Source organism: Micromonospora sp. CNZ299, from assembly GCF_002754415.1.
In genome coordinates this window covers 7,151,232-7,178,201 of sequence record NZ_PEFG01000001.1, presented here as the reverse complement: position 1 = coordinate 7,178,201, position 26,970 = coordinate 7,151,232, and the positions used below count along the sequence as shown (strand labels likewise).

General features: G+C 70.5%; 18 protein-coding genes and 2 rRNA genes. 15 read left to right on the top strand and 5 right to left on the bottom strand.

The features are described 5' to 3' along the window. Positions 1-1,582: ribosomal RNA gene (locus CLT68_RS32510) — 23S ribosomal RNA — on the top strand; the annotation flags it as partial. A gap of 91 nt (positions 1,583-1,673) precedes the next feature. Further along, a 5S ribosomal RNA gene (rrf, locus tag CLT68_RS32505) occupies positions 1,674-1,790 on the top strand. A 127-nt stretch (positions 1,791-1,917) separates the two neighbouring features. Here the strand turns inward: rrf and CLT68_RS32500 are convergent. Continuing rightward, positions 1,918-2,604 (bottom strand): hypothetical protein, encoded by a 687-nt coding sequence (locus CLT68_RS32500; RefSeq protein WP_099856636.1) that lies wholly within the window; start codon positions 2,602-2,604, stop codon positions 1,918-1,920. A 69-nt stretch (positions 2,605-2,673) separates the two neighbouring features. Between CLT68_RS32500 and CLT68_RS32495 the strand changes: the two genes are divergently transcribed. The 3 genes from CLT68_RS32495 to CLT68_RS32485 are packed head-to-tail and all read left to right on the top strand — an operon-like array spanning position 2,674 to position 7,120. Further along, positions 2,674-5,292, top strand: a complete 2,619-nt coding sequence (locus CLT68_RS32495; protein WP_099856634.1) for a valine--tRNA ligase — start codon at positions 2,674-2,676, stop codon at positions 5,290-5,292. Beyond that, positions 5,289-6,623, top strand: coding sequence for a bifunctional folylpolyglutamate synthase/dihydrofolate synthase (locus CLT68_RS32490; protein ID WP_088949745.1), 1,335 nt, complete (start codon positions 5,289-5,291; stop codon positions 6,621-6,623). The genes CLT68_RS32495 and CLT68_RS32490 overlap by 4 nt, the downstream gene beginning before the upstream one ends. Continuing rightward, positions 6,620-7,120, top strand: a complete 501-nt coding sequence (locus CLT68_RS32485) for a DUF4233 domain-containing protein (RefSeq protein WP_099856633.1) — start codon at positions 6,620-6,622, stop codon at positions 7,118-7,120. The genes CLT68_RS32490 and CLT68_RS32485 overlap by 4 nt, the downstream gene beginning before the upstream one ends. A 42-nt stretch (positions 7,121-7,162) precedes the next feature. Here CLT68_RS32485 and CLT68_RS32480 read toward each other — a convergent pair whose 3' ends face one another. After that, positions 7,163-8,629, bottom strand: coding sequence for a VOC family protein (locus tag CLT68_RS32480; protein WP_099856631.1), 1,467 nt, complete (start codon positions 8,627-8,629; stop codon positions 7,163-7,165). A 142-nt stretch (positions 8,630-8,771) separates the two neighbouring features. Here CLT68_RS32480 and ndk point away from each other — a divergent pair, with 142 nt between their 5' ends. Beyond that, positions 8,772-9,197 carry a nucleoside-diphosphate kinase gene (gene ndk, locus CLT68_RS32475; protein ID WP_088949743.1) on the top strand — a complete coding sequence of 142 codons (426 nt, stop codon included), beginning with the start codon at positions 8,772-8,774 and terminating at the stop codon, positions 9,195-9,197. Between the two features lie 37 nt (positions 9,198-9,234). On the opposite strand, the gene sigJ is transcribed toward ndk, so the two are convergent. Together sigJ and CLT68_RS32465 are read right to left on the bottom strand one after the other, a co-directional pair. After that, complete coding sequence (gene sigJ / locus CLT68_RS32470) at positions 9,235-10,113, bottom strand: RNA polymerase sigma factor SigJ (RefSeq protein WP_099856629.1); 879 nt, start codon at positions 10,111-10,113, stop codon at positions 9,235-9,237. Next, positions 10,110-10,550 (bottom strand): carboxymuconolactone decarboxylase family protein, encoded by a 441-nt coding sequence (locus CLT68_RS32465; protein ID WP_099856627.1) that lies wholly within the window; start codon positions 10,548-10,550, stop codon positions 10,110-10,112. Before CLT68_RS32465 ends, sigJ begins: the two co-directional genes overlap by 4 nt. Before the next feature lie 527 nt (positions 10,551-11,077). Between CLT68_RS32465 and ileS the strand changes: the two genes are divergently transcribed. Together ileS and CLT68_RS32450 are read left to right on the top strand one after the other, a co-directional pair. After that, entirely contained in the window at positions 11,078-14,224 is a 3,147-nt protein-coding gene (ileS, locus tag CLT68_RS32455) for an isoleucine--tRNA ligase (protein ID WP_099856622.1), read from the top strand. A 95-nt stretch (positions 14,225-14,319) separates the two neighbouring features. Then, complete coding sequence (locus tag CLT68_RS32450) at positions 14,320-15,009, top strand: lysophospholipid acyltransferase family protein (RefSeq protein WP_099856620.1); 690 nt, start codon at positions 14,320-14,322, stop codon at positions 15,007-15,009. A 109-nt stretch (positions 15,010-15,118) separates the two neighbouring features. On the opposite strand, the gene CLT68_RS34085 is transcribed toward CLT68_RS32450, so the two are convergent. Beyond that, positions 15,119-16,342: a hypothetical protein gene (locus CLT68_RS34085; RefSeq protein WP_486482404.1), complete on the bottom strand. Its 1,224-nt coding sequence runs from the start codon at positions 16,340-16,342 to the stop codon at positions 15,119-15,121. 78 nt (positions 16,343-16,420) lie between these two features. On the opposite strand from CLT68_RS34085, the gene CLT68_RS32440 reads away from it, so the two are divergent. The 7 genes from CLT68_RS32440 to CLT68_RS32410 all read left to right on the top strand — a co-directional run bounded on the left by CLT68_RS32440 (position 16,421) and on the right by CLT68_RS32410 (position 26,815). Continuing rightward, positions 16,421-18,415: a TIGR03960 family B12-binding radical SAM protein gene (locus CLT68_RS32440; RefSeq protein ID WP_099856618.1), complete on the top strand. Its 1,995-nt coding sequence runs from the start codon at positions 16,421-16,423 to the stop codon at positions 18,413-18,415. A gap of 243 nt (positions 18,416-18,658) precedes the next feature. Next, a complete protein-coding gene (locus tag CLT68_RS32435; protein ID WP_099856616.1) occupies positions 18,659-19,099 on the top strand; it encodes a WXG100 family type VII secretion target in 441 nt (146 codons plus the stop codon). Positions 19,100-19,109: 10 nt separating this feature from the next. Beyond that, positions 19,110-20,615 carry a hypothetical protein gene (locus tag CLT68_RS32430; RefSeq protein ID WP_099856614.1) on the top strand — a complete coding sequence of 502 codons (1,506 nt, stop codon included), beginning with the start codon at positions 19,110-19,112 and terminating at the stop codon, positions 20,613-20,615. A gap of 10 nt (positions 20,616-20,625) precedes the next feature. Next, a complete protein-coding gene (gene mycP / locus CLT68_RS32425) occupies positions 20,626-22,014 on the top strand; it encodes a type VII secretion-associated serine protease mycosin (protein ID WP_099857906.1) in 1,389 nt (462 codons plus the stop codon). 149 nt (positions 22,015-22,163) lie between these two features. Then, positions 22,164-22,976, top strand: coding sequence for a TIGR03936 family radical SAM-associated protein (locus tag CLT68_RS32420; RefSeq protein ID WP_099856612.1), 813 nt, complete (start codon positions 22,164-22,166; stop codon positions 22,974-22,976). Between the two features lie 131 nt (positions 22,977-23,107). Beyond that, complete coding sequence (locus tag CLT68_RS32415) at positions 23,108-26,215, top strand: Rne/Rng family ribonuclease (protein ID WP_099856610.1); 3,108 nt, start codon at positions 23,108-23,110, stop codon at positions 26,213-26,215. A 117-nt stretch (positions 26,216-26,332) separates the two neighbouring features. Next, positions 26,333-26,815, top strand: a complete 483-nt coding sequence (locus CLT68_RS32410) for a hypothetical protein (protein WP_099856608.1) — start codon at positions 26,333-26,335, stop codon at positions 26,813-26,815. Positions 26,816-26,970 lie beyond the last annotated feature (155 nt).

The window sequence follows — 26,970 nt, the reverse complement described above, 5'->3', positions numbered from 1 at the left end:
AGCGTCCCTGATGAACCTCGTTGTGCTAACCACCTGAACTGACTGATGTCTTCGGACGGATGTCGGGGAGGCTGGGAACCTGATGGGTAGTAGTCAAGCGATGGGGTGACGCAGGAAGGTAGCTGAGCCCGGCCGGTGGTTGTGCCGGGGTAAGCGTGTAGGCCGTGTTGTAGGCAAATCCGCAACACATTTAAGGCTGAGACGTGATGCCGAGCCGATTCAGGTGAAGTCAGTGATCCTATGCTGCCGAGAAAAGCCTCTAGCGAGTTCTTAGCGGCCCGTACCCCAAACCGACACAGGTGGTCAGGTAGAGAATACCGAGGCGATCGGGCGAACTGTGGTTAAGGAACTCGGCAAATTGCCCCCGTAACTTAGGGAGAAGGGGGGCCGGAGACGTGAAGCCCCGCGCGGGTGGAGCGTTGTATGGCCGCAGAGAGCAGGGGGAAGCGACTGTTTACTAAAAACACAGGTCCATGCGAAGAAGTAATTCGATGTATATGGACTGACGCCTGCCCGGTGCTGGAACGTTAAGGGGACCTGTTAGCTCTTCGGGGCGAAGCGGAGAACTTAAGCGCCAGTAAACGGCGGTGGTAACTATAACCATCCTAAGGTAGCGAAATTCCTTGTCGGGTAAGTTCCGACCTGCACGAATGGCGTAACGACTTCCCCACTGTCTCAACCACAGGCCCGGCGAAATTGCAGTACGAGTAAAGATGCTCGTTACGCGCGGCAGGACGGAAAGACCCCGGGACCTTTACTATAGCTTGACATTGGTACTCGAATTAGCTTGTGTAGGATAGGTGGGAGCCGGTGAAGTCCATACGCCAGTATGGGTGGAGGCAATCTTGAAATACCACTCTGGTTGATTTGGGTATCTAACTTCGGACCGTTATCCGGTTCAGGGACAGTGTCTGGTGGGTAGTTTAACTGGGGCGGTTGCCTCCTAAAAGGTAACGGAGGCGCCCAAAGGTTCCCTCAGCCTGGTTGGCAATCAGGTGTTGAGTGCAAGTACACAAGGGAGCTTGACTGTGAGACTGACAGGTCGAGCAGGGACGAAAGTCGGGACTAGTGATCCGGCACTTGCGAGTGGAAGCGGTGTCGCTCAACGGATAAAAGGTACCCCGGGGATAACAGGCTGATCTTCCCCAAGAGTCCATATCGACGGGATGGTTTGGCACCTCGATGTCGGCTCGTCGCATCCTGGGGCTGTAGCAGGTCCCAAGGGTTGGGCTGTTCGCCCATTAAAGCGGTACGCGAGCTGGGTTTAGAACGTCGTGAGACAGTTCGGTCCCTATCCGCCGTGCGCGTAGGATACTTGAGAAGGGCTGTCCCTAGTACGAGAGGACCGGGACGGACGAACCTCTGGTGTGCCAGTTGTCCTGCCAAGGGCACGGCTGGTTAGCTACGTTCGGAAGGGATAACCGCTGAAAGCATCTAAGCGGGAAGCCTGCTTCAAGATGAGGTATCCCACCCACCTTGGTGGGGTAAGGCCCCCAGCTAGACGACTGGGTTGATAGGCCGGAAATGTAAGCCCGGTAACGGGTTCAGTTGACCGGTACTAATAGGCCGAGGACTTGACTACTAAGCTGCTACGCGTCCACTGTGCAACTCTCGATAAACGAACAACAGACCACACATGTTGGTGTTGGTGTTGTTTGACATGTCGATAGAGTTACGGCGGTCATGGCGGAGGGGAAACGCCCGGTTACATTCCGAACCCGGAAGCTAAGCCCTCCAGCGCCGATGGTACTGCACTCGTGAGGGTGTGGGAGAGTAGGACGCCGCCGGACAATCTTTCCAGAAAGGGTCACCCGTTACCGGGTGGCCCTTTCTGCGTTTCCCCAGAAAACCGTGGTATCCGCGGCCACTCCATAGCCCCGATATCAGGAAAACCGATGGGGCGGCCGGTGGGCCGCGTCAGCCCCGGGTCTGCATGCCGTTGCGGAGGTTACGCAGCAGGCCGCCGGCGTCGCCGACCGACCGTCCCGGGAACATCGCCATCACCACGCTGCCGTGGTCGGCCCAGCCGCAGACCGCGAAGTCGCCGCCCTCGCCGCTGGTGCTGCCGCACTTCATCACGCCGCCCAGGTCACCGGCGGGCACCTCGCGGAGGCCGCTCACCGCACCGGTCTCATCCGACATGAGGCGGAAGAGACTGTCCAGGTCCCGTTCCGGCTGCCACAGCAGCGTGGTGCCTCCGAAGATGAGGACCGAGCGCTTGTCGTCGGCCGGGTCCCGGTAGACGGTGCCGAAGCTGCGGTCCAGTTCGATGTCCGCCGCCAGGCCGCTGCGCAGGTAGTCGGCGGTGCTCTTCGCCCGTTCGCTGTCGTCGCGGGTCAGACCCGCCACCTGGTCCGGCGACGTCAGTTGGGTGTCCTTCTGCTGTGCGATCCGCCACCCACCCACACCCAGCACCCCGGCGCCGGCGAGGCCGACCACCAGGGCGGCAGTCCAAGCGATCTTGCGCCGGCGGGACCAGCCGCCCGACCGCTCGTCCGGGTCGCCACCGGAGTCGCGGGTGCTCAGCTGGATCGGTTCTTCGGTCAGCTCGACCGGCTCGCGACCGCCGTCGAGCGAACGTTCGGTGAGATGTGCGTCGGACATAGCCGACACCGTACGCGAACCACAGGTGGCGCACGTCAGGTCTGCGGAAGCCCTCCGTAGACTTGTCAGGTGACCGAGAGACTGGATGCCCACCGCCCCGCAGCCCCGACCCTTGCCGGCCAGTACCAGCCCGGCGAGGTAGAGCAGCGACGGTACGAGCAGTGGGTAGCCGACGGGCACTTCCGGGCGTCCGCCGACAGCGACAAGCCCCCCTTCACGATCGTCATCCCGCCGCCGAACGTCACCGGCTCGCTGCACATGGGCCACGCGTTCGAGCACACGCTGATGGACGCCTTGACCCGGCGTAAGCGGATGCAGGGCTTCGAGGCGCTGTGGCTGCCCGGCATGGACCACGCTGGCATCGCCACCCAGAACCTGGTGGAGCGCCAGCTCGCCGCCGAGGGCCTGTCCCGGCACGACCTCGGCCGGGAAAAGTTCGTCGAGCGGGTCTGGCAGTGGAAGGCCGAGTCCGGTGGGGCGATCCTCGGGCAGATGCGGCGTCTCGGCGACTCCGTCGACTGGGACCGTGAGCGCTTCACCATGGACGAGGGGCTGACCCGCGCCGTCCAGACGATCTTCAAGAAGCTCTTCGACGAGGGGCTCATCTACCGGGCCAACCGGATCATCAACTGGTGCCCACGCTGCCTCACCGCCCTCTCCGACATCGAGGTCGAGCACACCGACGACGACGGTGAGCTGATCTCGATCCGCTACAGCGACGAGGTCGTGGTGGCCACCACCCGGGCCGAGACGATGCTGGGCGACACCGCCGTGGCGGTGCACCCGGACGACGAGCGCTACCAGCACCTGATCGGCACCGAGGTCGAGCTGCCGCTCACCGGCCGTCGCATCCCGATCGTCGCCGACGCGCACGTCGACCCGTCGTTCGGCACCGGCATGGTCAAGGTGACCCCGGCACACGACCCCAACGACTTCGAGATCGGCCAGCGCCACGACCTGCCCGCGGTCACCGTGATGGACGAGCGTGGGGTGATCACCGTGCCCGGCCCGTTCGAAGGGCTGGACCGGTTCGAGGCGCGGCCCGCGATCGTGGCCGCACTGCGCGAGCAGGGCCGGATCGTGGCCGAGAAGCGGCCGTACGTGCACGCGGTCGGGCACTGCTCACGGTGCAAGACGACAGTCGAGCCGCGGTTGTCGTTGCAGTGGTTCGTCAACACCGCCCCGCTGGCCCAGGCCGCCGGTGACGCGGTGCGCGACGGTCGGGTGCGCATCGAGCCGGCCGAGCTGTCCAAGCGTTACTTCGCCTGGGTCGACAACATGCACGACTGGTGCATCTCCCGCCAGCTCTGGTGGGGGCACCGGATCCCGGTGTGGTACGGCCCGCAGGGCGAGATCGTCTGCGTCGGCCCGGACGAGCAGCCGCCGACCGGCGACGGCTGGCGGCAGGACGAGGACGTCCTGGACACCTGGTTCTCCAGCGCACTCTGGCCGTTCTCCACTCTCGGCTGGCCGGAGCAGACCCCGGACCTCGCCAAGTTCTACCCGACCAGCGTCCTGGTCACCGGCTACGACATTCTCTTCTTCTGGGTCGCCCGGATGATGATGTTCGGCCTGTACGCGATGGACGGCAAGCAGCCGTTCGACGTGGTGGCCCTGCACGGCATGGTCCGCGACGAGCACGGCAAGAAGATGTCCAAGTCGTTCGGCAACGTCGTCGACCCGCTGGACTGGATCGACCGGTTCGGGGCCGACGCCACCCGGTTCACGCTGGCTCGTGGCGCCAACCCCGGGCAGGACGTCCCGGTCAGCGAGGAGTGGTGCCAGGGCTCGCGCAACTTCTGCAACAAGCTCTGGAACGCCACCCGCTTCGCCCTGATGAACGGTGCGCACACCACCGGCGACCTGCCGCCCGCCGAGCAGCTCTCCACCGTCGACCGGTGGATCCTGTCCCGGCTGGCGCACGTCACCGCCGAGGTCGACGAGCAGTTCGAGGCGTACGAGTTCGCCAAGGTGTGTGACCTGCTCTACCACTTCGCCTGGGACGACGTCTGCGACTGGTATGTCGAGCTGAGCAAGCCGGTGCTCGGTGAGGGCGGTGAGCGGGCCGAGGCGAGCCGCCGGGTGCTCGGGCACGTGCTGGACCAGCTGCTGCGGCTGCTGCACCCGGTCATCCCGTTCGTCACCGAGGAGCTGTGGCTCGCGCTGACCGGCGGCGAGACGGTGCAGAACGCCGCCTGGCCGGTGGCCGACCGTGCGCTGATCGACGACGCCGCCGAGGCCGAGCTGATCAGTGTGCAGCGGGTGGTCACCGAGATCCGCCGGTTCCGTTCCGACCAGGGGCTGCGCCCGACGCAGCGGGTGGCCGCCCGGCTGGACGGGCTGACCGGGGCGGGCATCGCCGCCCACGAGCCGCTGATCCGTTCGCTGGTCCGGCTGGACCCGGCCGGGGACGACTTCCAGGCCAGCGCCACGCTGGCCATGCCCGGCGCGGTCGGTGTCGCGTTGGACACCCGGGGGTCGATCGACCTGGCTGCGGAGCGGGCCCGGCTGACGAAGGACCGCGCCGCCGCCGAGAAGGAGGTTGCGCAGGCCCGGGCGAAGCTCGACAACCCCGCCTTCATCGGCAAGGCCCCCGAGCCGGTGGTCGCGAAGATCCGCGACCGGCTCGCCACCGCCGAGGCCGACCTGGTCCGGATCGACGCTGCTCTGGAGACACTTTCCTCGTGACCGACCGTACCGAATTCGCCGCTGTCGAGGCCGAGCTGAACGCTCGCGGCTTCACCCGCATGGTCTTCGAGTTGGACCGGATCGAGTCACTGCTCGACCTGCTCGGCAGCCCTCAGCGGGCCTACCCGGCGATCCACCTGACCGGCACCAACGGCAAGACCTCCACCGCGCGGATGATCGACTCGCTGTTGCGGGCGCACGGGCTGCACACCGGGCGGTACACCAGCCCGCACCTGGAGACCGTCCGGGAGCGGATCAGCCTGGACGGTGAGCCGGTCAGCGAGGAGCGGTTCACGTCGGTGTACCGGGAGATCAAGCCACTGGCCGAGCTGATCGACGCGCGGTCCGACGAGCCGTTGACGTACTTCGACATGACCACCGCGCTGGCGTTCGCCACGTTCGCCGACGCGCCGGTCGACATCGCGGTGGTCGAGGTGGGCCTCGGTGGTGCCGAGGACGCCACCAACGTCATCCAGGCGGGGGTCTGCGTGATCACCCCGATCGGCCTGGACCACACCGAGTGGCTCGGCGACACCATTCAGGACATCGCGCTGGCCAAGGCCGGCATCATCCACCCGGGCGCCACCGTCATCGCGGCAGCGCAGGACGAGGAGGCGGCAGGCCCCCTCCTCGATCGGTGCGCCGAGGTCGGGGCCACCATCGCGCGGGAGGGCGGCGAGTTCGGCGTACTGAGCCGGGCGGTCGCCGTCGGCGGCCAGGTGCTCAGCCTCCAGGGCCTGGGCGGCGTCTACGACGACGTGTTCATTCCGCTGCACGGGGCCCACCAGGCACAGAACGCCGCTGTGGCGCTCGCCGCCGTGGAGGCGTTCCTGGGCGCCGGGAGTCGCCGGCAGCTCGACGTCGAGACGGTCCGGGAGGGCTTCTCCTCGACCAGCTCCCCGGGTCGGCTGGAGCGGGTGCGCAACGCCCCGACCATCCTGCTCGACGGTGCGCACAACCCGCACGGCATGGCCGCCACCGTCACCGCGCTCCAGGAGGAGTTCGCATTCAGCAAGTTGGTGGCGGTCGTCGGCGTCCTCGCCGACAAGGACGCGGAAGGGCTGTTGGAGCTGCTGGAGCCGGTAATCGACCAGCTGGTGGTCACCCGCAACAGCTCGCCACGGGCGATGCCCACAGACGACCTCGCCGCGCTGGCCGCCGAGATCTTCGGTGAGGAGCGGGTGTCGACGGCCGAGGAGATGCCGGACGCGATCGAGCTGGCGGTGGCGCTGGCCGAGGAGGACGTCCCCGGTGAGCTCAGCGGGGTCGGGGTGCTGGTCACCGGTTCGGTGGTGACGGTCGCCGACGCCCGCCGGCTGCTGAAGCGATGAGCGGCCCGGAGCGGGACCCGCACGTCACCGACGACCCCACCGACCAGGCCCCGGCGGGCTCGCCGGCTGATCAGGCCGCGGCCCGCGTCCCGGCTGGTCAGGCCGTACCCGGCTCGCCGGCCGATCGACCCGAGGATGAGCCCGTCGCCGGGCAGCCGCGACGCTCCGGGTTGCGCAACCCGGAGGCGGCGGTACGCGGCCTGGGTGCGGGAACCCTCGGGTTGGAGGCGCTGGTGCTGTTGCTGGCGATCCAGCCGGTCCGGGTGGTCGGCGGTGACCTGAGCGGCGCCGCGATCGGTGTCGTGGTGGCACTGGCGGTGGCTGCCATCGTGCTCGCCGGCATGATGCGTCGCCCGTGGGCGTGGAATGCCGGCACCGTGCTCCAGGGACTGCTGATGCTGGGCGGTCTGCTGCACTGGTCGCTGCTCGGACTGGGCATCATCTTCGCCCTGGTCTGGGCGTACGCGCTGCACGTCCGCCGGGTCATCCTCGGCTGACGGCCGACCGTCGGCCGTCAGCCCGAGGCGCGACGGGACGGGTCAGGCGTCGGCGCGTTCACGCCACTGGGTGAGGGCGATGCCGTGGCCGTCCGGGTCACGGAACGCCGCCGCCCACACCTCCAGCTTCGTGCCGCGGTTTACCACCCGGGGCGCGTACGTGAAGCGGACGCCCGACCCGCGTAGCCGCTCGTACGCCGCTTCGATGTCGTTCACCTCAAGGTTGACGTGCACCAGTCGGCGGCTGATCGGCGCAGCCCCGGTCACCTCGCGCAGGACGAGCCGGGTCGTGCCGGAGGCGAGGATGGCGTTGTGGGCGCCCTGGTCGACCTCGGTGAAGCCGAGCACGTCGCGGTAGAAGCCGAGCGAGCGGGACAGATCGGTCACCAGCAGGGTGAGACCCACCCCGCTGATCGGCGCGGTCGGATCCGCGGCCGCGTCCGAGTCGAACCCGAAGATCGCCTGGTCCAACTCCTCGTCGGTGACCGTCTCGCGGCCCGCCCCGGCCGGGGTGGGGTCGTCCAGCGGGAGGTCGAGGGGGTCCAGTGGGTCGGTCGCGCCCGGCCCGGAGCGCTGCGCGGGCGGCGGGTCGGCGCGTTGCGCCCTGGACGGGTCGACGGGGTCAGCGGGGGGTGGGGTCGCCCGGTCGTCCTCCGGCAGGTCGAACCGGTCGGCGTCGGGCTCGTCGAAGCGCTCCTCAACGGGTGAGCGTGGCGCCGGGGTGGCCCGTCGGGGCAGCCCACCACTGGCCTGCTGCTCGACGAGGACGCCCTCCAACACCACCGGGCCGCCCGGGCTCTGGTGCATCACCACCGGCTCGCGCTCCTCGGGCACGATGCCCGGGTCGTCGCGCAGCGGATCGTCGTGCAGGGGGTCGGTGCGCAGGTGATCGCTGCGTACCGGGTCGGGGCCGAGCGGGTCGCGGAACGGGTCACCGAGCGGGTCGCGGAGGTCGTCCCGGAAATCGTCGTCCGGCCCACGGTCGGCCCACGGCGGGGCGTCCTGCTGGATCAACACCTCGTCCACCGCGTCGACGTCGGCGAACTCCGGCGGGAGGTCGGCGACGGCGGCGGCCGTCTCGGCGTGGGTCGGCACCTCGTCCCAGAGGACCTTGACGTGCCGCTGGTCGTCGAGCGCGACCCGGATCGGCAGGGTCTGGCCCAGCGACGGCCACTTCGAGACCGGCACCCGTGGTTCGATGATCTTCTTGGATCGCGGTGGCAGGCCGGGCGCGTCGATCACCAGTTGGAGCTCGCAGCGGCCGAACGCGTACTGGGTGGGTGGTTCGGAGGCGCTGTGCACGTGCCCGACGCCGACCACCCAGGTGCGCCCGCCGCCGCGCACGGTCGCCAGCGCGATCGCCAGCACCAGCAGGGCGACGCCGAGGGCCACGATGGCCCAACTGGTCATGCCCAGCCCGAAGAGGACGACGAACGTGGCCACGGTGCCCAGCACCGTGCCGATCAGTTTGCGTACCGGCGCGATGGGCCGGCTCCCGCCATTCGCCACAGTGGACCTCCCGGGGGTCAGGGCCAGGCTAGGCCGGATCGGCCGCCGGGGGAAAGACCGGCCGCCGCGCCGGCGCCGGGACCGGGTCGCTACGCTGACCGTACCGATCTCGAGCGTTCAACGCGTACAGGAGGAACCCAGCGTGTCCAGCAACAGCCCGGATGAGCGCAGCCTCGTTCTGATCAAGCCCGACGCGGTCCGCCGCGGCCTGGTCGGCGAGGTTCTCTCCCGCTTCGAGCGCAAGGGGCTGCGGATCGACGCGATGGCGCACCGGACGATGGACGCGGCGCTCGCCGACGAGCACTACGCCGAGCACGTCGACAAGGCGTTCTACCCGCCGCTGAAGGACTTCATGACCGGCGGTCCGCTGGTCGCCCTGGTGCTCTCGGGTGACCAGGTCATCGACGTGGTCCGCGGTCTGGTCGGCGCCACCGACGGGCGCAAGGCCGCCGCCGGCACCATCCGGGGTGACCTGTCGCTGTCCAACCGGGAGAACCTGGTGCACGCCTCCGACTCGACGGACAGCGCCAAGCGCGAGATCGCGCTCTGGTTCCCCGAGCTCGGCTGACCAGGGGTCGTCGACACGGGGCTGGCGGGCGGTGGGGTCAGTTGACCGACGGCAGCTTCGCCGGGTTACCCACCACGTAGACCCCGGTGATCCGGCCGTCGGCCGCCGTGACGGTCAACGTGTAGCGGCTGCCGTCCGCGCGGACGAGCAGGGCGCCGGGTTCGCCGTTCAACTCCAGCCGACGCAGTGTCCAGCTCCGGCTTCCCGGACCGTAGATCCCGGCGAAGAAGCGGGCGATCCGGTCCGCCCCGGTGACCGGGTTGCGGGCGGCCCGCGCCCGGCCGCCGCCGTCGTTCCACGCCGTGGCGTCCTTGGCGACCAGCCCGGTCAGCGTCGCCAGGTCACCGTCGCGGGCGGCGGCGAGGAACGCGTCCAGCAACCGCTCCCGCTCCGAGCGGGTGGCGGTGAACCGTCGCTGCTCCTGGCGTACCCGGGCGGCCGCCCGGTGGTGCAGCTGCCGACAGTCCTCGGGGGTCCGGTCCAGGATTTCGGCGATCTCGGCGTACGGCAGGTCGAACGCGGTGTGCAGGACGTAGACCGCCCGCTCCGGCGGGGTGAGGCGCTCCAGCACGTGCAGCAGGGCGGTGGACAGCGAGTCGCGCAGCTCCGCGCGGTCCAACGGCCCGAACGGCGAGGGCTCGGTGGGCACCGGCTCGGGAAGCCACGGCCCGACGTACGTCTCCCGGGTCGCCTGCCTGGCCCGCAGCCGGTCCAGGGCCAGCCGGGTGACGACCCGGGACAGGTAGCGGCGTGGCTCGGCCACCGTCGAGCGGTCCACACCCAGCCACCGCAGGTATGCCTCCTGGAGCACGTCCTCGGCGTCGTGCCGGCTGCCGAGCAGGCGGTACGCCAGCCCGAGCAGCATCGGCCGGTGCGCCTGGAGCGCACCGGCCGCCTGCGCCGCCTCGGTGGTCACACCTGCGCCGGGGGCTCCGTGCGAGTGGTGATCGCCAGTCGGTTCCACACGTTGATTGTGGCAATCGCGAGTACCAGGTCGGCAAGCTCCTTCTCCGACCACACCTTCGCGGCGGCGTCCCAGACGTCGTCCGGTACGCCGTGGTCGCCGAGGCGGGTCACCGCGTCGGTGAGCGCCAGCGCGGCCCGCTCCCGCTCGTCGAAGAAGGGCGCCTCCCGCCAGGCGGCCACCGCGAAGAGCCGACGGCTCGACTCGCCGGCGCCGAGCGCGTCCCGGCTGTGCATGTCGACGCAGTAGGAACAGCCGTTCAGCATCGACGCGCGCAGCTTCACCAGCTCCAGGACGGTGCTGTCGACGTTCGTCTGGACGTACTTCTCCAGGCCCAGCACGGCCCGGTATCCCTGCGGCATGACCTCGGCGGTGTTCATCCGTTGCATGACTGACTACCTCCCTGATCGGTTCCGACACCGTGACGACGGACCGACCGGGGCCAACCGTGACAGCTCCGGCTGTGATCCGGGTCATGCGGTTGGCGCCGGGTGGCTCAGCCGCGCGGCCACCGCCCGCAGCCCGCCCAGGGCGGGGAACCGGCGCATCGCCTGGAACTCGTCGTACCGAGGCGAACGCACCGGCGAAGTTCGCGTGAGCGCCCCACCCGCGTCAAGCGCCGGTGCGTTCGCGCGTTTACTCGGCGGCGGGGTGGCGGCTGAGTCTTGTATCGTTGAGCGCTGTAAGGCGATGACCCGGCCATCACCGGTGAGCCTCCGGAAGAACAGTCGGGCTACCGACCCAGTAGAACCGGACGGGTGCGGCCCGTCACAGCCGGCAATGAGCGGGCGGTCGATCCTGACCGCCAAGCGGGGTGGTACCGCGGACCACCCGGGAGCGCCGTTCGAGGCGTACCCCGGACGGTTCGTCCTCGCAGACCCACGTTGAGTGAGCTGCATGAGGAGAGCGACCCCCGATGGCCTATCCGTTGCACGACCCGACCGCCGCCGGTGTCCCGGCGAGCCCGGACCTGCCCGCGGTCGAGCGCCGGGTCCTGGAGCACTGGACGGCCGACAAGACCTTCGAGGCCAGCGTCGAGGCCCGCCCGGCCGGCGACGACGGTAAGAACGAGTACGTCTTCTACGACGGCCCGCCGTTCGCCAACGGCCTGCCGCACTACGGCCACCTGTTCACCGGGTACGTCAAGGACGTGGTGCCGCGCTACCAGACCATGCGCGGGCGGCACGTCGAGCGGCGCTTCGGCTGGGACTGCCACGGCCTGCCCGCCGAGGTGGTGGCCGAGAAGCAGCTCGGCATCACCAGCAAGGCGGAGATCATCGACCTGGGCGTGGCCCGGTTCAACGACGCCTGTCGTGCCTCGGTGCTGGAGTTCACCCAGGACTGGGAGCGGTACATCAACCGGCAGGCCCGCTGGGTCGACTTCGCCAACGACTACAAGACCCTCGACCTGGACTACATGGAAAGCGTCATGTGGGCCTTCAAGACCCTGCACGACAAGGGTCTGATCTACGAGGGTTTCCGGGTGCTGGCGTACTGCTGGCGCTGCGAGACGCCGCTGTCGAACACCGAGACCCGGATGGACGACGTCTACCGGGACCGGCACGACCCCACGCTGTCGGTGTGGTTCGGGCTGACCGCCGACGAGTCCGCGTCGGAGCTGCTGCGCGGGCCGGTCAAGCTGGGCGTCTGGACGACCACGCCGTGGACCCTGCCGTCGAACCTGGCGCTCGCCGTCGGCCCGGACATCGAGTACGCGGTGCTGGAACGCGACGGGGAGCGGTTCGTGGTCGGCGCGGCGCGGCTGGCCGCGTACGCCAAGGAGCTGGACGGTTTCGAGCAGGTCGGCACGGTGTACGGCCGTGACCTGGTCGGACGCCGCTACACGCCGCTGTTCGACTTCCTCGTCGAGCAGGCCGGGGAGAACGCCTACCAGGTGCTCGGCGCGGAGTTCGTCACCACCGAGGACGGCACCGGGATCGTGCACCTCGCCCCGGCCTTCGGTGAGGACGACCAGAACGTCTGCAACGCCGCCGGCATCCCGACCATCGTCACGGTGGACGACCACACCCGGTTCACGGCGCTGGTCCCGCCGTACCAGGGTGAGCAGGTCTTCGACGTCAACAAGCCGGTGATCCGGGAGCTGAAGGAGCGGGGGGTGGTGCTCAAGCAGGACACCTACACCCACTCGTACCCGCACTGCTGGCGCTGCGACACCCCGCTGGTCTACAAGGCGGTGTCGTCGTGGTTCGTCGCCGTGACGCAGTTCCGGGACCGGATGGTCGAGCTGAACCAGGAGATCAACTGGACGCCCGGCCACATCAAGGACGGCTCGTTCGGCAAGTGGCTGGCCAACGCCCGGGACTGGTCGATCAGCCGGAACCGGTTCTGGGGTTCGCCGATCCCGGCGTGGAAGTCCGACGACCCGAACTACCCCCGGCTCGACGTCTACGGCTCGCTCGCCGACATCGAGCGTGACTTCGGCGTACGCCTCACCGACCTGCACCGGCCGGCGGTGGACGACCTGGTCCGCCCGAACCCGGACGACCCGACCGGTCAGTCGATGATGCGCCGGGTGCCGGAGGTGCTGGACTGCTGGTTCGAGTCCGGTTCGATGCCGTTCGCCCAGGTGCACTACCCGTTCGAGAACGCGGACTGGTTCGAGCACCACTACCCGGGTGACTTCATCGTCGAGTACATCGGGCAGACCCGCGGCTGGTTCTACACGATGCACGTGCTGGCCACCGCGCTGTTCGACCGGCCGGCGTTCCGCAACTGCCTGAGTCACGGCATCCTGCTGGGCTCGGACGGGCGCAAGATGTCCAAGAGCCTGCGCAACTACCCGGACGTCTACCACGTCTTCGACGCGTACGGCTCGGACGCGATGCGGTGGATGCTGATGTCCTCGCCGGTGCTGCGCGGCGGTGACATGGCGGTCACCGAGGCGGGCATCCGCGACGCCGTCCGGCAGGTGCTGCTGCCGCTGTGGAACGTCTGGTACTTCTTCACGCTCTACGCCAACGCCGACGGGCACCAGGCGCGTCGACGTACCGACTCGACGCACCTGCTCGACCGGTACGTGCTGGCGAAGACGAACGAGCTGGTGGCCACCGTCGGCGCGCAGATGGACGCGTACGACATCTCCGGCGCCTGCGCCACCGTCCGGTCCTACCTGGACGCGCTGACCAACTGGTACGTGCGCCGCTCCCGGGACCGGTTCTGGTCCGGGGACGCCGACGCGTTCGACACGCTCTGGACCGTGCTGGAGACGCTCTGCCGGGTGGTGGCGCCGCTCGCGCCGTTGACCGCGGAGGAGATCTGGCGTGGCCTGACCGGGGAGCGGTCGGTGCACCTGACCGACTGGCCGGAGGCGACCGAGTTCCCGGCCGACCACGACCTGGTCGCCGCGATGGACGCCACCCGGGCGGTCGCCTCGGCGGCGCTGTCGCTGCGCAAGGCCAAGGGTCTGCGGGTGCGGCTGCCGCTGTCGAAGCTGACAGTGGCCTCGCCGGCGGCGGAGCAGTTGCGGCCGTTCGCCGACCTGGTCACCGACGAGGTCAACGTGAAGGCCGTGGAGTTCAGCGCGGAGCTGTCCGCGTACTGCGAGCAGGTGTTGACCGTGGTGCCCCGGGCGCTCGGCCCGCGGGTCGGCAAGCAGGTGCAGCAGGTGATCAAGGCGGTCAAGGCGGGGGACTGGGAGCTGGTCGACGGCGCCCCGGTGGCTGCCGGCGTCACCCTCGCCGAGGGTGAGTACGAGCTGCGCCTGGTCGCCGCCGACGCCGAACACTCGGCGCCACTGCCCGGCGGCGAGGGCGTGGTGGTGCTGGACACCGACGTGACCCCGGAGCTGGCCGCCGAGGGGCTGGCCCGCGACGTGGTGCGGGTGGTGCAGCAGGCCCGCCGTGACGCCGACCTGGACGTCTCCGACCGGATCGTGGTGTCGGTGTCGGCGTCCGACGAGGTGCGTGCGGCAGTGGCGGCGTACGTCGACTTCGTCTCCCGGGAGGTGCTGGCCGACTCGGTGGACTTCGCCGAGGGCATCGACGGCTTCGCCGGTGAGGTCGGCGACGGCGAGCGGGTGACGGTCACCGTCCGCCGTTCGTAGGCACGGTACGGACGCCTCCACACCTCCGTCGGCGGAGTGTGGAGGCGTCCGCTACCGTGACACCGCCTGTTCGCACCTCATCTGCCGGAGGACCAGTGCCCCTGCTCTACACCATCGGCAAGCTCACCGTGGCGCCGACGCTGCGGTTGGCGTTCCGCCCGACCGTGGAGGGGCTGGAACACGTGCCGGCGACCGGCGGCGCGGTCTTCGCCGGCAACCACCTCTCCGTGGCCGACGAGCTGTTCCTCGGCACGGTCGTGCCCCGCCACCTCGCGTTCTGGGCCAAGTCGGAGTATTTCAAGGGCGCCGGTGTGAAGGGTGCGATCTCCAAGTTCGTGCTCACCGGTCTGGGCGCCATTCCGGTCGAGCGGGCCGGCGGTCGGGCCGCGCTGTCCGCGTTCGACGCGGCGATCCCGGCGCTCAAGGGCGGTGACCTGGTGGTGGTCTACCCGGAGGGCACCCGCTCGCCGGACGGCAAGCTCTACCGAGGGCGGACCGGGGCGGCCCGACTGGCGCTCTCCGCCGGCGTGCCGATCATCCCGGTCGGCATGATCGGCACGGACAAGGCGCAGCCGATCGGTGCCCGGGTGCCGCGTCCCGGCACCGCCAAGATCACCGTCCGGTTCGGCAAGCCGCTGGACTTCACCGGCCGGCCGGACGACCGCACCTCGCTGCGGCAGATGACGGATGAGCTGATGGGCGAGATCCAGAAGCTCACCGGCCAGGAGTACGTGCCCCGCTACGCCCCGCCGCGCGCCCACCCGGACCCGACCCGCGAAGCCTGACCCGCACCACCCCCGCACCCCGGCCCACCCCCGGTTGATCAAGAAGTTTGCGTCATTCGCGGGGCTGATTCTGACCGAAACCTCTTGATCAACCTGGGTGGGTCGGCACTCAGCCCCGCTCGGGTTGGACGATCTGGGCGCGCAGCGTGTTCAGCAGGGTGGCGCTGTCACCGACGGAGAGCCGGGTGAACACTCCGGTGGCGATGCTGCCATGGTCGACAGAGGTGCAGACCACCACGTCGCTGCCGTCCGCCCGGCCGACCGCGCAACGCTCGTGCCGGCCGCGTACGCCGGTGTCCACCGTCTCCGGGGCGTTCAGCGCGTAGCGGTCGGTGAGCCGGCTGATCTCCGCCTCCGCGTCCGACTCCGGGCTCAGCCGGAAGCCGGTGCCACCGAAGACCGTCACCCGCTTGCCGCTGTTCGTGGAGTAGACGGCGGCGAACGTGTCCTCGGCCAGCCAGTGCTCCTGGCGTACCTCGTTCTCCAACTGCTTGGCGGTCTCCGCGCTGCGGCTGTCCTGACGCAGGCTGAGGTCCTCGATCTGGACGGGCAGTGCCGCGCGGGCCGGGTACTGGGCTGAGATCGGGAACCCGTAGTAGGCGGGGCACCCGCAGCAGCAGGCCAGGGTGAGCAGCAGCAGCCACGGCCAGCGGCGACGTCGGCGGACCGGCACCGGAACGTACCCCTTGGGGGCCTGCCAGTCCGGTGGTGGCGCCGGTGGTGGCGGGTCGGACCGCCGGCCGCGGCGCTGCTTCGGCGGTCGGGCCGGCGCCGGGGGAGGTGCGGGCGGCGACATCGGCCGACTCGGCATCGTGGGCCTCGCGGCCTGTGGAGGCACCGGGACGGCCTGCGGTGGCAGCGGGTGCGGGCCGACCGGGGGAGCGGGCGGACCCGACCACTGCCGGGTCGACGGCGGCGACGGGTAGGGCAACGTCGGAGGCAGCGGGGGCAGCTCGGCGGACGGCAGGTCCCAGCCACCGGTGTCCACGCCGGCCCACGGGTCGACCGGGGTCTGGTGCTCCGGCGGCCCGACGGGCACGGCCTGCGGCGGCGTCGGCTCGGCCGACTCCCCCCAGGCGGGTCGGCGCGGCGACGGAGGCGGCACCGGGGCCGAGCCGCTCCACCGGGGCGCCGGAACGTCGGCGGTGGCGGTCGACTCGGGCTGGCCCGACGGCTCGGGTTGGTCCGCAGCCGTGGGCTGCGCCGAGGGCTCAGGCTGGTCCGATGGTACGGGTGGGGAGCTCGGCTCGTCGGCGGCCGCCGGATCCCGGTCCGGCTCCGCGCCCGGGGTGTTCCCGTCGGCCGGCCCTGCTCCCGTCTGGGGCTCGGGCATCGCGGCAATCTCCTCTCGCGCCGGTCCGAGGTTAGTACCGCGTCGCCACCGTCGGACGGGCGCGTACCCTTGGCCATCATGAGTGCCCCGTCCACGACGCCGCGCGCGGCCGCGACCAATTCGGTCTGGTCCCAGCTCGAGCCACTGCTGCCCCAGGTCTCCAAGCCCATCCAGTACGTCGGGGGCGAGCTGGGTGCGGTGACCAAGGACTGGGATGCCGCAGCCGTGCGCTGGGCGTTGATGTATCCCGACGCGTACGAGGTGGGCCTGCCCAACCAGGGCGTGCAGATCCTCTACGAGGTGCTGAACGAGCTGCCCGACACCCTCGCCGAGCGGACGTACGCGGTCTGGCCGGACCTGGAGAACCTGATGCGCACGCACGGCGTGCCGCAGTTCACGGTCGACGCGCACCGGGCGGTACGCGGCTTCGACGTGTTCGGCATCTCCTTCTCCACCGAGCTGGGTTACACCAACATGCTCACCGCGATCGACCTGGCCGGCATCCCGATGCTGGCCGCCGACCGCACCGACGCCGACCCGGTGATCGTGGCCGGCGGGCACGCCGCGTTCAACCCGGAGCCGATCGCCGACTTCATCGACGCCGCAGTGCTCGGCGACGGCGAGGAGGCGGTCCTGGAGATCACCGCGATCGTCCGGGAGTGGAAGGCCGAGGGCTCCCCGGGCGGCCGCGACGAGCTGCTGCTGCGGCTGGCCCGCACCGAGAGCGTCTACGTGCCGCGCTTCTACGACGTCGACTACCTCCCGGACGGGCGCATCCAGCGGGTCGTGCCGAACCGGGCGGACGTGCCGTTCCGGGTGCACAAGCGCACGACGATGGACCTGGACGCCTGGCCGTACCCGAAGAAGCCCCTGGTGCCGCTGGCCGAGACGGTCCACGAGCGGTACGCGGTGGAGATCTTCCGGGGTTGCACCCGCGGCTGCCGGTTCTGCCAGGCGGGCATGATCACCCGTCCGGTCCGGGAACGGTCAATCACCACGGTCGGGCAGATGGTCCGCGAGGGCCTGGAGTTCTCCGGCTTCAACGAGGTGGGCCTGCTGTCGCTCTCCTCGGCCGACCACTCCGAGATCGGCGACATGTGCTCGGGTCTCGCCCAGCAGTACGAGGGCACCAACGTGTCGCTGTCGCTGCCGTCGACCCGGGTGGACGCCTTCAACATCGACCTCGCCCAGGAGTTGTCCCGCAACGGGCGGCGGACCGGCCTGACCTTCGCCCCGGAGGGCGGGTCGGAGCGGATCCGCAAGGTCATCAACAAGATGGTGACGAAGGAAGACCTGATCCGCACCGTCGTCACCGCGTACACCAACGGCTGGCGGCAGGTGAAGCTCTACTTCATGTGCGGCCTGCCCACCGAGACCGACGAGGACGTCCTCGAGATCGCGGAGATGGCCCACGAGGTGATCAGGGCCGGTCGGGCAGCCACCGGTTCCAAGGACATCCGGTGCACCGTCTCGATCGGCGGGTTCGTGCCGAAGCCACACACCCCGTTCCAGTGGGCCTCGATGGAGCGTCCGGAGGTCATCGACCACCGGCTCAAGATCCTCAAGCAGGCCATCAACTCGGACCGGTCGCTCGGCCGCGCCATCGGCTACCGCTACCACGACGGCGAGCCGTCGCTGATCGAGGGACTGCTCTCCCGGGGTGACCGCCGGGTCGGCTCGGTGATCCGCAAGGTCTGGGAGGGCGGCGGCCGGTTCGACGGTTGGAGCGAGCACTTCTCGTACCAGCGCTGGGTCGACGCGGCTGCCGAGACGCTGCCCGCGTTCGGGGTGGACCTCGACTGGTACACCACCCGGCAGCGCGAGGAGCTGGAGGTCCTGCCGTGGGACCACCTGGACTCGGGCCTGGACAAGGACTGGCTCTGGCAGGACTGGCAGGACTCGGTCAGCGGGTTCGAGCAGGACGACTGCCGGTGGACGCCCTGCTTCGACTGCGGCGTCTGCCCGTCGATGGACACCGAGATCCAGATCGGCCCGACCGGTAAGAAGCTGCTGCCGCTGACCCCGCTGGGCGGCAACGGTATGAACGTGCCGGCAGCCGGCCACTCACACTGAGGCGCCTCCGGGGCAGCGCCGGGCGGCGTTGACCCACTACTCTCCACTTCCGACATCACCCAACGGGTCCGCTCCTCGCGGACCCGTTGGCGTTGGTCGGGCTTCCTGACGCCCCCCGCACACGACATCGACAACTGTCGGTTCGTTCGGGCGGCGACCAGGGCTGCCCCGACGTGGTCAGACTTCGATACGCTGCGTCTGACATGGACCGACCCCGAGGGTCGGAAACGGGGGAGGAACCGCATGGGGAGCTTGCCGCCGCCGAACACCGGCGATCTGCACGTCAGCGTCGAGGACCTGGACGCCGCCGCCGCGTACGTCGAACGGCTGAAGCAGTATGTCGAGGACACTCTCAGCTACGAGATGGAGCGCATCAAGGAGCGGATGAAGGGCGACAGCAACAACGCCCAGGCCGTTCCGAACGGCACGCCCTTCGGCGCGTTCGAGGACGCCCGCCTGCAGTGGCGGACGCTGGAGACATCCACGGCCACCATGGAGATGCACCTCAAGACGCTCTCCCAGAAGCTGGCCGCGCTGAAGCAGGGCACCGAGGACATCGCCAAGGCGTTCCGCGACGCCGAGGCGCGCAACGCCGCCAACGGCAAGGAGATCGAGCGGCTGCTGGAGTCGGCTGCTCCGCCGCCCCCTGCCGGCGGCACGCCCACATACCCGTACACGGCCTGAGGGGGACGTCATGGCTGGAGGAACCTGGGAGCGGTGCGTCCGCGAGGTCACGCTCTCCGCGGACCCGGAAACGGTCGGCTCGGTCGGGATGGGGTGGAGCAACCTCTCCGCCGGCCTGGGCCATCTGCGGGACGCCCTCGTCGGTCGGTCGTTCGTCGGCCCGATCGCGACGGGTCAGGAGCGTCCGCACGTGGGTGGTCTGCCCGGCATGCTCGCCGGCTGGAAGGGCAGCGGCGGTGACGCGTACCGCGAGCACCTCGGCAAGGTCGGCAAGCAGATCGAGGATCTGATCACCGAAGCGAGCAACGTCAGCGGCGCGTTGTCGCGGATCGAGGGCGACATCCGCAAGGTGGTGGCCACGATCCCGATCCCGTTGGGGGACGACTTCGGGTGGAACGAGTGGAGCCTGCCCAACGGCACCGAGCTGGATGACGCCCGCGACGGCGAGAGCTCGTCGGGCTTCCTCGCCGCGCTGCGCGCGGACTACCAGAGCAACCCCGCGTCGTACGCCGACGGGGCGTTCCGCGACAAGGCCGACGACCTCGAGGCGACCATGAAGGTCGACGGCCAGGCCGGTGACCAGAAGCGGGGCGGCTTCTGGGACACCAAGGCCCATCTGGACAACTGGTACCGGGACAATCAGCAGGCGGCGAACACGGCGATGTCACCGCTGCCCCCGGCCGTGTACACCGAGCGTCCAAAGTTGGTGGTCAACGGTCCGAAGCTGGACGGCCATCCACCAGACCCACGCTATTCGGACGGCTACCGACCCGACGATCGGGTGCCCCCGAAGGGGCTGCCTGAGACCGGCGGCATTGGTGGCGGTGGCGGTGGCGGTGGCGGTGGCCCGTCCATCGGCAGCAGGCCGCCCGGCATCAGCGACATCAACGGTGGCCCCACGTCCGCGGTGGCCCCGTTCGACCCGACGACGTCCGGTGGCCCCGGTGGCGGCCCCTCGTTCGAAGGCTCCGGCCCATTCGCGCCGCCGACCACCGGTTCCGGCTATCCGGACGGCGACGGCGGCTACAGCACCGGCCTGGCCGGTGCCGCGCCCACCACCATTGGTGGCGTGGGTGGTGGCCTTGGCAGCGCCGGGGTTGGCAGCGCCGGGGTCGGTAGCGCCGGTCTCGGTGGAGCCGGCGGTGGTTTCGGTGGCGGCGTCGGCGCGGGCGGCGGGCTCGGGTCCGGCGGTGGTCTGGGTGCCGCCAGCGGGATCGGTGTCGGCGGTATCCCCGGCATGGTGGGTGGCGGCAACGGAAAGATTCCGCCGGTGACGAGCGCGGCCAACGCCCTGCGTACCGCCGCTGGCGCGGGTGCCGGTGGCGCCGGCATGCCGGGCGGCGCGCGTGGCGGCACCGGGATGGGCGGCGCCGGGATGATGGGCGGCGGCATGATGGGCGGCGCGGGCGGTGCCGGGCACGGCGGTGGCACCGGCTCCGAACACTCGTCGTGGTTGACTGAGGATGACGATCCGTGGGGCCCTGGTGACGGGGCGTCCCCGGGCGTCCTCCGATGAGGACGGACGGATGAGGGTGAATACTGCAGCGTTCCGGTCGGTGACTGCCTGCCTGCTGGCGGGTCTCATGGTGGTGGGGGCCGCCCAACCGGCGGCCGCCGCGCCTCGGCGGGCCGAGCAGTGGTATTTGGATGAGCTCCGGATCGCGCGGGCGCACAAGCTGTCCACCGGGCAGGGCGTGATCGTGGCAGTGGTCGACAGCGGCGTCGACGCGAATCACCCGGATCTCAAGGGCCAGGTGCTCGCCGGTGGCCGCAGCGACGGCGGCAGCGGAGATGGGCGGGTCGACGCGCAGGGGCACGGCACGCACATGGCCGGCATCATCGCGGCGACGAACGCCAGCCCCGACGGCGTGGACGGCATCGCCCCCGGCGCGAAGATCCTGCCCATCAGACTGGACGCCTCTGGGAAGGATGACGCGCCGTACGACGAAGTGACGGTGAGCCGCGGCATCCGGATGGCCGTCGACGGTGGCGCCAAGGTGATCAACGTGTCACTGGGCAAGTCGTCGGCCGTCACCCCCGTAGAGGTCAGCGCCATCCAGTACGCCCTGGAGCGCGACGTCGTCGTGGTGGTCGCCGCCGGTAACACCGCCAAGGGCAGCGTCAAGGTCGAGGCTCCCGCCAGCGTCCCCGGCGTGATCGCCGTGACCGGGACGACCCGGGGTGGCAAATTCTGGTCCGGCTCCGTCCAGGGCCCCGAGGCGGTGGTCGCCGCACCCGGCGATGACATCTACAACGCCGGCCGCAACAAGGGCTACGGCTGGGGCGACGGCACCTCCGACTCCACGGCGATCGTCTCCGGTGTGGCCGCGTTGATCCGATCGAAGTACCCGAACCTCGACGCCGCCAATGTGATCAATCGGATCATCCGGACCGCCCGGGACGCCGGCCCCGCCGGCCGGGATCCGCAGTACGGGTTCGGCCTGATCGACCCGGTGACCGCGCTGAGCGCGAACGTGCCGCCGGTCAGCGCCAATCCGCTGCTCGACCCGGCCGTCGCGGCCAACCCGGCACCCACTCGGACAGCGGACGCGGTCGAGGAGTTCGACGTCACCCAGCACGGCGACCGCGGTGGCCCCACCGACCAGCAGGTCATGGTGGTCGTCATCGGCATCGCCGTGGTGCTGGTGCTGCTGCTGGGGTTGGCGGTGTTCCTGATCTGGAATCGACGTCGGTACCGCCGTGAGGCGGCCCTGGCGGCCGACCTGCCGGACGACCTGCTCGACCAGGTGGCCACCGACGGGTACGCCCCACCGGGTGCTGGTTACGCCCCGCCGCCCGGTTACCCCGCACCCCCGGGCTACGCCCCACCGTCCGGGTACGCGCCGCAGCCGCCGGGCTACGGCCCGCCCGGCGGGGGCCCGTCGGCTCCACCGGGGCGCGACAACCGGTCCTGATCGCCAATGGCCGGCCGGGTGACCTACGCGTCACCGGCCGGCCATCGGCGTCCTGGACGGCTGATCATGGCCCTGTCGACCGTTTTCACCCGGTTCGTCGGAGCGAGGCGACCGCCCCGGCTGCGTACCGTCACGGACACTGCGCCAGGATGGGTCCACACGCAGGTACCCCCGAGGAGCCCACGATCGCCAAGAAGCCTCAACCCGAGGGCGGCCAGGCACCGGTCGTCCAGCGCGTCCGCATCCGATACGCCAAGCGCGGCCCGCTGCGGTTCACCTCGCACCGGGACTTCGCCCGCGCCTTCGAACGCGCGCTGCGCCGGGCCGCCGTGCCGATCGCCTTCTCCCAGGGTTTCCACCCGCACCCCAAGATTTCCTACGCCAGCGCCGCCCCCACCGGGGTGGCGAGCGAGGCGGAATACCTGGAGATCGCCCTCCAGTCGGAGGTCGACCCCGAGGCGTTGCGCGCCGCGTTGGACGCCGCGCTCTCACCGGGGCTGGACGTTCTGGACGCCGTGATCGCCGAGGGAGGCAGTCTCCCGGACCGGATCGAGGCGTCGCGCTGGTACATCGAGATGCCCGAGGTCGACCCGACGGTGCTGCGCGCAGCGGTGGACGCCTTCGTCGCGGCCGACGAGGTGCTGGTGGAGCGGATGACCAAGCAGGGCCGACGCACGTTCGACGCCCGCGCTGCCGTGATATCCATCGATGCCTCGGCGCCGGCACCGACGCCTTCCGGGGCGCCGGCCGTACCGTGTGCGATACTCGAACTGGTCGTGCGGCAGGTCACCCCGTCCGTACGGCCCGATGACGTCCTTTCCGGCCTCCGCGTGGTGGCCGACCTGGAGCCGCCGGTTTCGCCGAGGGTGACCCGGCTGGCTCAGGGCACGTTGACCGCGCAGGGTGCGATCGTGGATCCGTTGGATGCGGACCGCGACGGGGCAGCCATCGTTGGGCACTGACCGACGGTCGGTGTTCTGGCAGGCAGACTTCGGCGGTCGCGCACCACGCGCGCCCGGCGGAAACACTTTTGCGGCGACCCTGCGTGGCAGCGCTCACCCGCGCCCGGGCTAGCCAGAACTGGAGAACGTCCATGCTCGAGAACGAGCCCGAGGGCGGCGAACGGACCGGTTCACAGCCGGCCGGTGAAACCGCCGACGAGAGCACCACGACCGACGGCGCCGCCGTCGCGACCCCCACCACGGCCGTCGGCTCGGCCTCGGTCGAACCGGCAGGCGCGGAGACGGCTGAGCCCGCCGCGCCGGTACGGCGTGCGAGGGCGACCCGTCGTCGGGCCGCCCCGCTCAACCAGCCGGAGCAGACCGACGCGCCGATCGAGGCGTCCACGGGTGGGTCCGGCAGCGTCGAGTCGCCGCAGGCGGAGGTCTTCGCCCCGGTCTCCGGTGACCAGGACGTCGCACCGAAGACCCCCCGGCGCCGCCGCAAGGCCGCCCCCGTCGAGACCATCGCCGAGGAGCCGCTGGTCGCGGCCTCCGCGGAGGCGGCCTCGGCCGAGGTGGTCCCGCCGGTCAAGGTGACCCGCACCAGACGCAAGAAGGCCACCCCGGCTGCCGTCGAGGAGCCGGCCGCCACCGAGCAGCCGGCCGCCGTCGAAGAGCAGCCCTCGATCGAGGAGCCGGTCGTCGCCGAGGAACCGGTTGTCGACGAGGAGCCGGCGGAGTCCGACCTGCGCGAGGCCGAGGCCGAGCTGAACGACACCGACACCCTCCCGAGGGCGAGCGCCGCCGAACTGGCCTGGACCGGTGGCGCGCAGGAGCGCTCGGGCGAGGTGCCGCCGGGTGTGGCCGTCCCCGCTGTGGCCGATGAGCCCATCGAGCCGGCCGAGGTCGAGCCGGAGCAGCCGCGTACCCGTCGTCGGAGGGCCGCCCTCTCGGCGCCCACAGTGCTGTTCATGGCACCCCAGCCGGACGCCGTGCCGGTGACCCGGCCGGTGGAGCCGGCCCCGGTCGCCGAGGAGCCGGCTGCGGAGGAGGCCGCCGAGCCGTCCCGCCGCCGCCGACGTGGTCGCCGCGACATCGAGCCGGTCGAGCCGGTCGAGGCGATCGAGGCCGAGGAAGAGCCGGTCGAGGAGGCCGACGAGGCCGCCGAGACGGATGAGGACGACGAGGACAGCGCCGCCGCGCGCCGTCGGCGCCGGCGTGGTCGCCGGGGCCGGGGCCGCGGCAAGGGCGGGGCCGACGACGCCGAGGACGAGGAGTCCGAGGAGGCGGCGCAGGCCGACGAGGAAGAGACCGCAGAGGTCGAGGCCGAGAGTGACGAGGACGAGGAGACCGAGGGCGGCGATGGCCTGACCCGTCGCCGCCGGCGTCGTCGTCGCCGTGGTGCGGGCGACACGGAGGGCGCCGCGGACGACGGTGTGCCGACCGTGGTCAAGATCCGCGAACCGCGCCGGACCGTCGACGAGGTGCAGGGCGTCTCCGGCTCGACCCGCCTGGAGGCCAAGCGTCAGCGCCGCCGCGACGGCCGGGAGCAGCGGCGTACCCGACCGCCGATCCTCAGCGAGTCGGAGTTCCTGGCGCGCCGGGAGGCCGTCGATCGCGTGATGGCGGTCCGCCAGCGCGGCGACCGTACCCAGATCGCCGTCCTGGAGGACGGCGTGCTGGTCGAGCACTACGTCACCCGTAACTCCTCCGGCACGATGGCCGGCAACGTGTACCTGGGCAAGGTGCAGAACGTGCTGCCGAGCATGGAGGCGGCGTTCGTCGACGTCGGCCGGGGCCGCAACGCGGTGCTGTACGCCGGCGAGGTCAACTGGGACGTGTCCGGCCTGGAGGGGCGGGCCCGCTCGATCGAGCAGGCGCTGCGCTCCGGCGACTCGGTGCTGGTCCAGGTCACCAAGGACCCGATCGGGCACAAGGGCGCTCGGCTGACCAGCCACATCGCGCTCTCCGGCCGGCACCTGGTCTACGTGCCCAACGGCAACGCGTCCGGGATCAGCCGCAAGCTGCCGGACAACGAGCGCAAGCGGCTGCGCGACGTGCTCAAGAAGCTCGTTCCGGACGGCGCGGGCGTCATCGTCCGCACCGCCGCCGAGGGCGCCACCGAGGACGAGCTGGCCCGTGACGTCAAGCGGCTCCAGGCGCAGTGGGAGGACATCCAGGCCAAGGCCGCCGAGGGTGGCGCCCCGGCGCTGCTCTACGGGGAGCCGGACCTGGTCATCCGCGTGGTCCGTGACCTGTTCAACGAGGACTTCCGCGAGTTGGTGATCGAGGGCGAGCAGTCGTACGACATCGTCGAGTCGTACCTGTCGCACGTCTCTCCGGACCTGGTGGACCGGGTGCGCCGGCACGTCGGGACGAGCGACGTCTTCGCCGAGTACCGGATCGACGAGCAGATCATCAAGGGTCTGGACCGCAAGGTCTTCCTGCCCTCCGGTGGCTCGCTGGTGATCGACCGCACCGAGGCGATGACTGTCGTCGACGTCAACACCGGTAAGTACACCGGCTCCGGGGGCAACCTGGAGGAGACCGTCACCCGCAACAACCTGGAGGCGGCGGAGGAGATCGTCCGCCAGCTCCGGTTGCGCGACATCGGCGGCATCGTGGTGATCGACTTCATCGACATGGTGTTGGAGTCGAACCGTGAGCTGGTGCTGCGCCGACTCACCGAGTGCCTGGGCCGGGACCGGACCAAGCACCAGGTCACCGAGATCACCTCGCTCGGTCTGGTGCAGATGACCCGTAAGCGGATCGGCGCGGGCCTGCTGGAGGCGTTCAGCGAGACCTGCGAGTGCTGCAAGGGCCGGGGCGTCATCATGCACACCGAGCCGGTGCCGGAGAAGCCGCGCCCTGCCGGCGCGGGGGAGAAGGTCAAGGCGGTCGCCTCCGCGGTGGCCGCCCCCGCCCCGGCCGCCGAGCAGGCCACCACCTCGTCCCGCCGCCGGGCGCGCAAGAACGCCCCGGCCGAGCGGGCCGTCGTGGAGGTCGTCGACACCGACACCAGCGCCGAACCGGACGCCGACTACCAGGACACCATGGGCTACGACCTGTCCCGCTACGAGTCGGACACCGCCGCCGCGCCGGCGATCTCCGACAGCCAGCAGGGGGAGTCGGCTCGGTTGGCGGCGGCGGACGACCCGGACGCGCTCGCCGACGGTGACGGCGACGAGGACGCCACCGAGGGTGGCGCCGGCCGACGCCGTTCACGTCGGGGTGGCGCCCGCCGGCGGACGCGCCCCTGACCGCCTGACCGGCCAAGTGTTTGACGAGGTCCCTTCCCCGGCAATGTGACGGGGGAGGGACCTCGCCGTTGCGGCCACCCCGGTCCAGGATCGGTCGTCCCGGGTCAGGAGAAGAAGATGCGTCGTCTGCTCGCCGTCACCGCGTTGGTCACCGTGCTGGCTGGCTGCTCCGCCGACCGGCCGGGGAGCGTCGGGCCAGGTCCGACCGGCGTGACCACCGGTGGCTCGGCCTCCGGGCCGAGCGGTGTTCCGGCCAGTGGTGCTGCGGCGGGCGGCGGCACGAAGGTCTGCGTCGCCGCCCAGCAGGCCAGCACCACCGCCGTACGGACGTACGTGGCGGAGCTGGGCCGGATGGTCGCGGCGGTGGGCGCCGGGGACAGCAGCACGGCCGAGGCCGCCCGTGGGCGGGCTGAGGCGGCACTGGACGGCTGGCGCACCGAGCTGCGGGAGCAGTCGGAGCAGGCCACCGATCCGCAGCTCAAGACTCTGCTCACGGACCTCGGCACCGAGGTGGCCGCGCTCAGCGTCGACGTCGAGTCGATCGACGAGACTGAGTTGGACCGGCTCCAGCAGCGTCTCGACCAGCTCTGCGCGCGCTGACCAGGGCGGGCCGGTTTGGGGTCGGGGCCGGCAATGGCGTACTCTTGCCTGCGGCCCACCTTTGGTGTGCCGAGTTCCCGTGTGCCCGCGCCGCCGTGCACTGCTACCCGGCGAGCCGCTGCGGGGACGACCGCCAGCAGCCTCAACGACAGGGA

What these genes read in the sequence shown, in the direction of transcription:
- CLT68_RS32465 (WP_099856627.1), bottom strand. Translation starts at nt 10,550, where the DNA reads ATGCAACGGATGAACACCGCCGAGGTCATGCCGCAGGGATACCGGGCC.
- CLT68_RS32440 (WP_099856618.1), top strand. Translation starts at nt 16,421, where the DNA reads ATGAGTGCCCCGTCCACGACGCCGCGCGCGGCCGCGACCAATTCGGTC.
- CLT68_RS34085 (WP_486482404.1), bottom strand. Translation starts at nt 16,342, where the DNA reads ATGCCCGAGCCCCAGACGGGAGCAGGGCCGGCCGACGGGAACACCCCG.
- CLT68_RS32435 (WP_099856616.1), top strand. Translation starts at nt 18,659, where the DNA reads ATGGGGAGCTTGCCGCCGCCGAACACCGGCGATCTGCACGTCAGCGTC.
- CLT68_RS32410 (WP_099856608.1), top strand. Translation starts at nt 26,333, where the DNA reads ATGCGTCGTCTGCTCGCCGTCACCGCGTTGGTCACCGTGCTGGCTGGC.
- CLT68_RS32415 (WP_099856610.1), top strand. Translation starts at nt 23,108, where the DNA reads ATGCTCGAGAACGAGCCCGAGGGCGGCGAACGGACCGGTTCACAGCCG.
- CLT68_RS32500 (WP_099856636.1), bottom strand. Translation starts at nt 2,604, where the DNA reads ATGTCCGACGCACATCTCACCGAACGTTCGCTCGACGGCGGTCGCGAG.
- ileS (WP_099856622.1), top strand. Translation starts at nt 11,078, where the DNA reads ATGGCCTATCCGTTGCACGACCCGACCGCCGCCGGTGTCCCGGCGAGC.
- CLT68_RS32420 (WP_099856612.1), top strand. Translation starts at nt 22,164, where the DNA reads ATGGGTCCACACGCAGGTACCCCCGAGGAGCCCACGATCGCCAAGAAG.
- mycP (WP_099857906.1), top strand. Translation starts at nt 20,626, where the DNA reads ATGAGGGTGAATACTGCAGCGTTCCGGTCGGTGACTGCCTGCCTGCTG.
- CLT68_RS32430 (WP_099856614.1), top strand. Translation starts at nt 19,110, where the DNA reads ATGGCTGGAGGAACCTGGGAGCGGTGCGTCCGCGAGGTCACGCTCTCC.
- CLT68_RS32485 (WP_099856633.1), top strand. Translation starts at nt 6,620, where the DNA reads ATGAGCGGCCCGGAGCGGGACCCGCACGTCACCGACGACCCCACCGAC.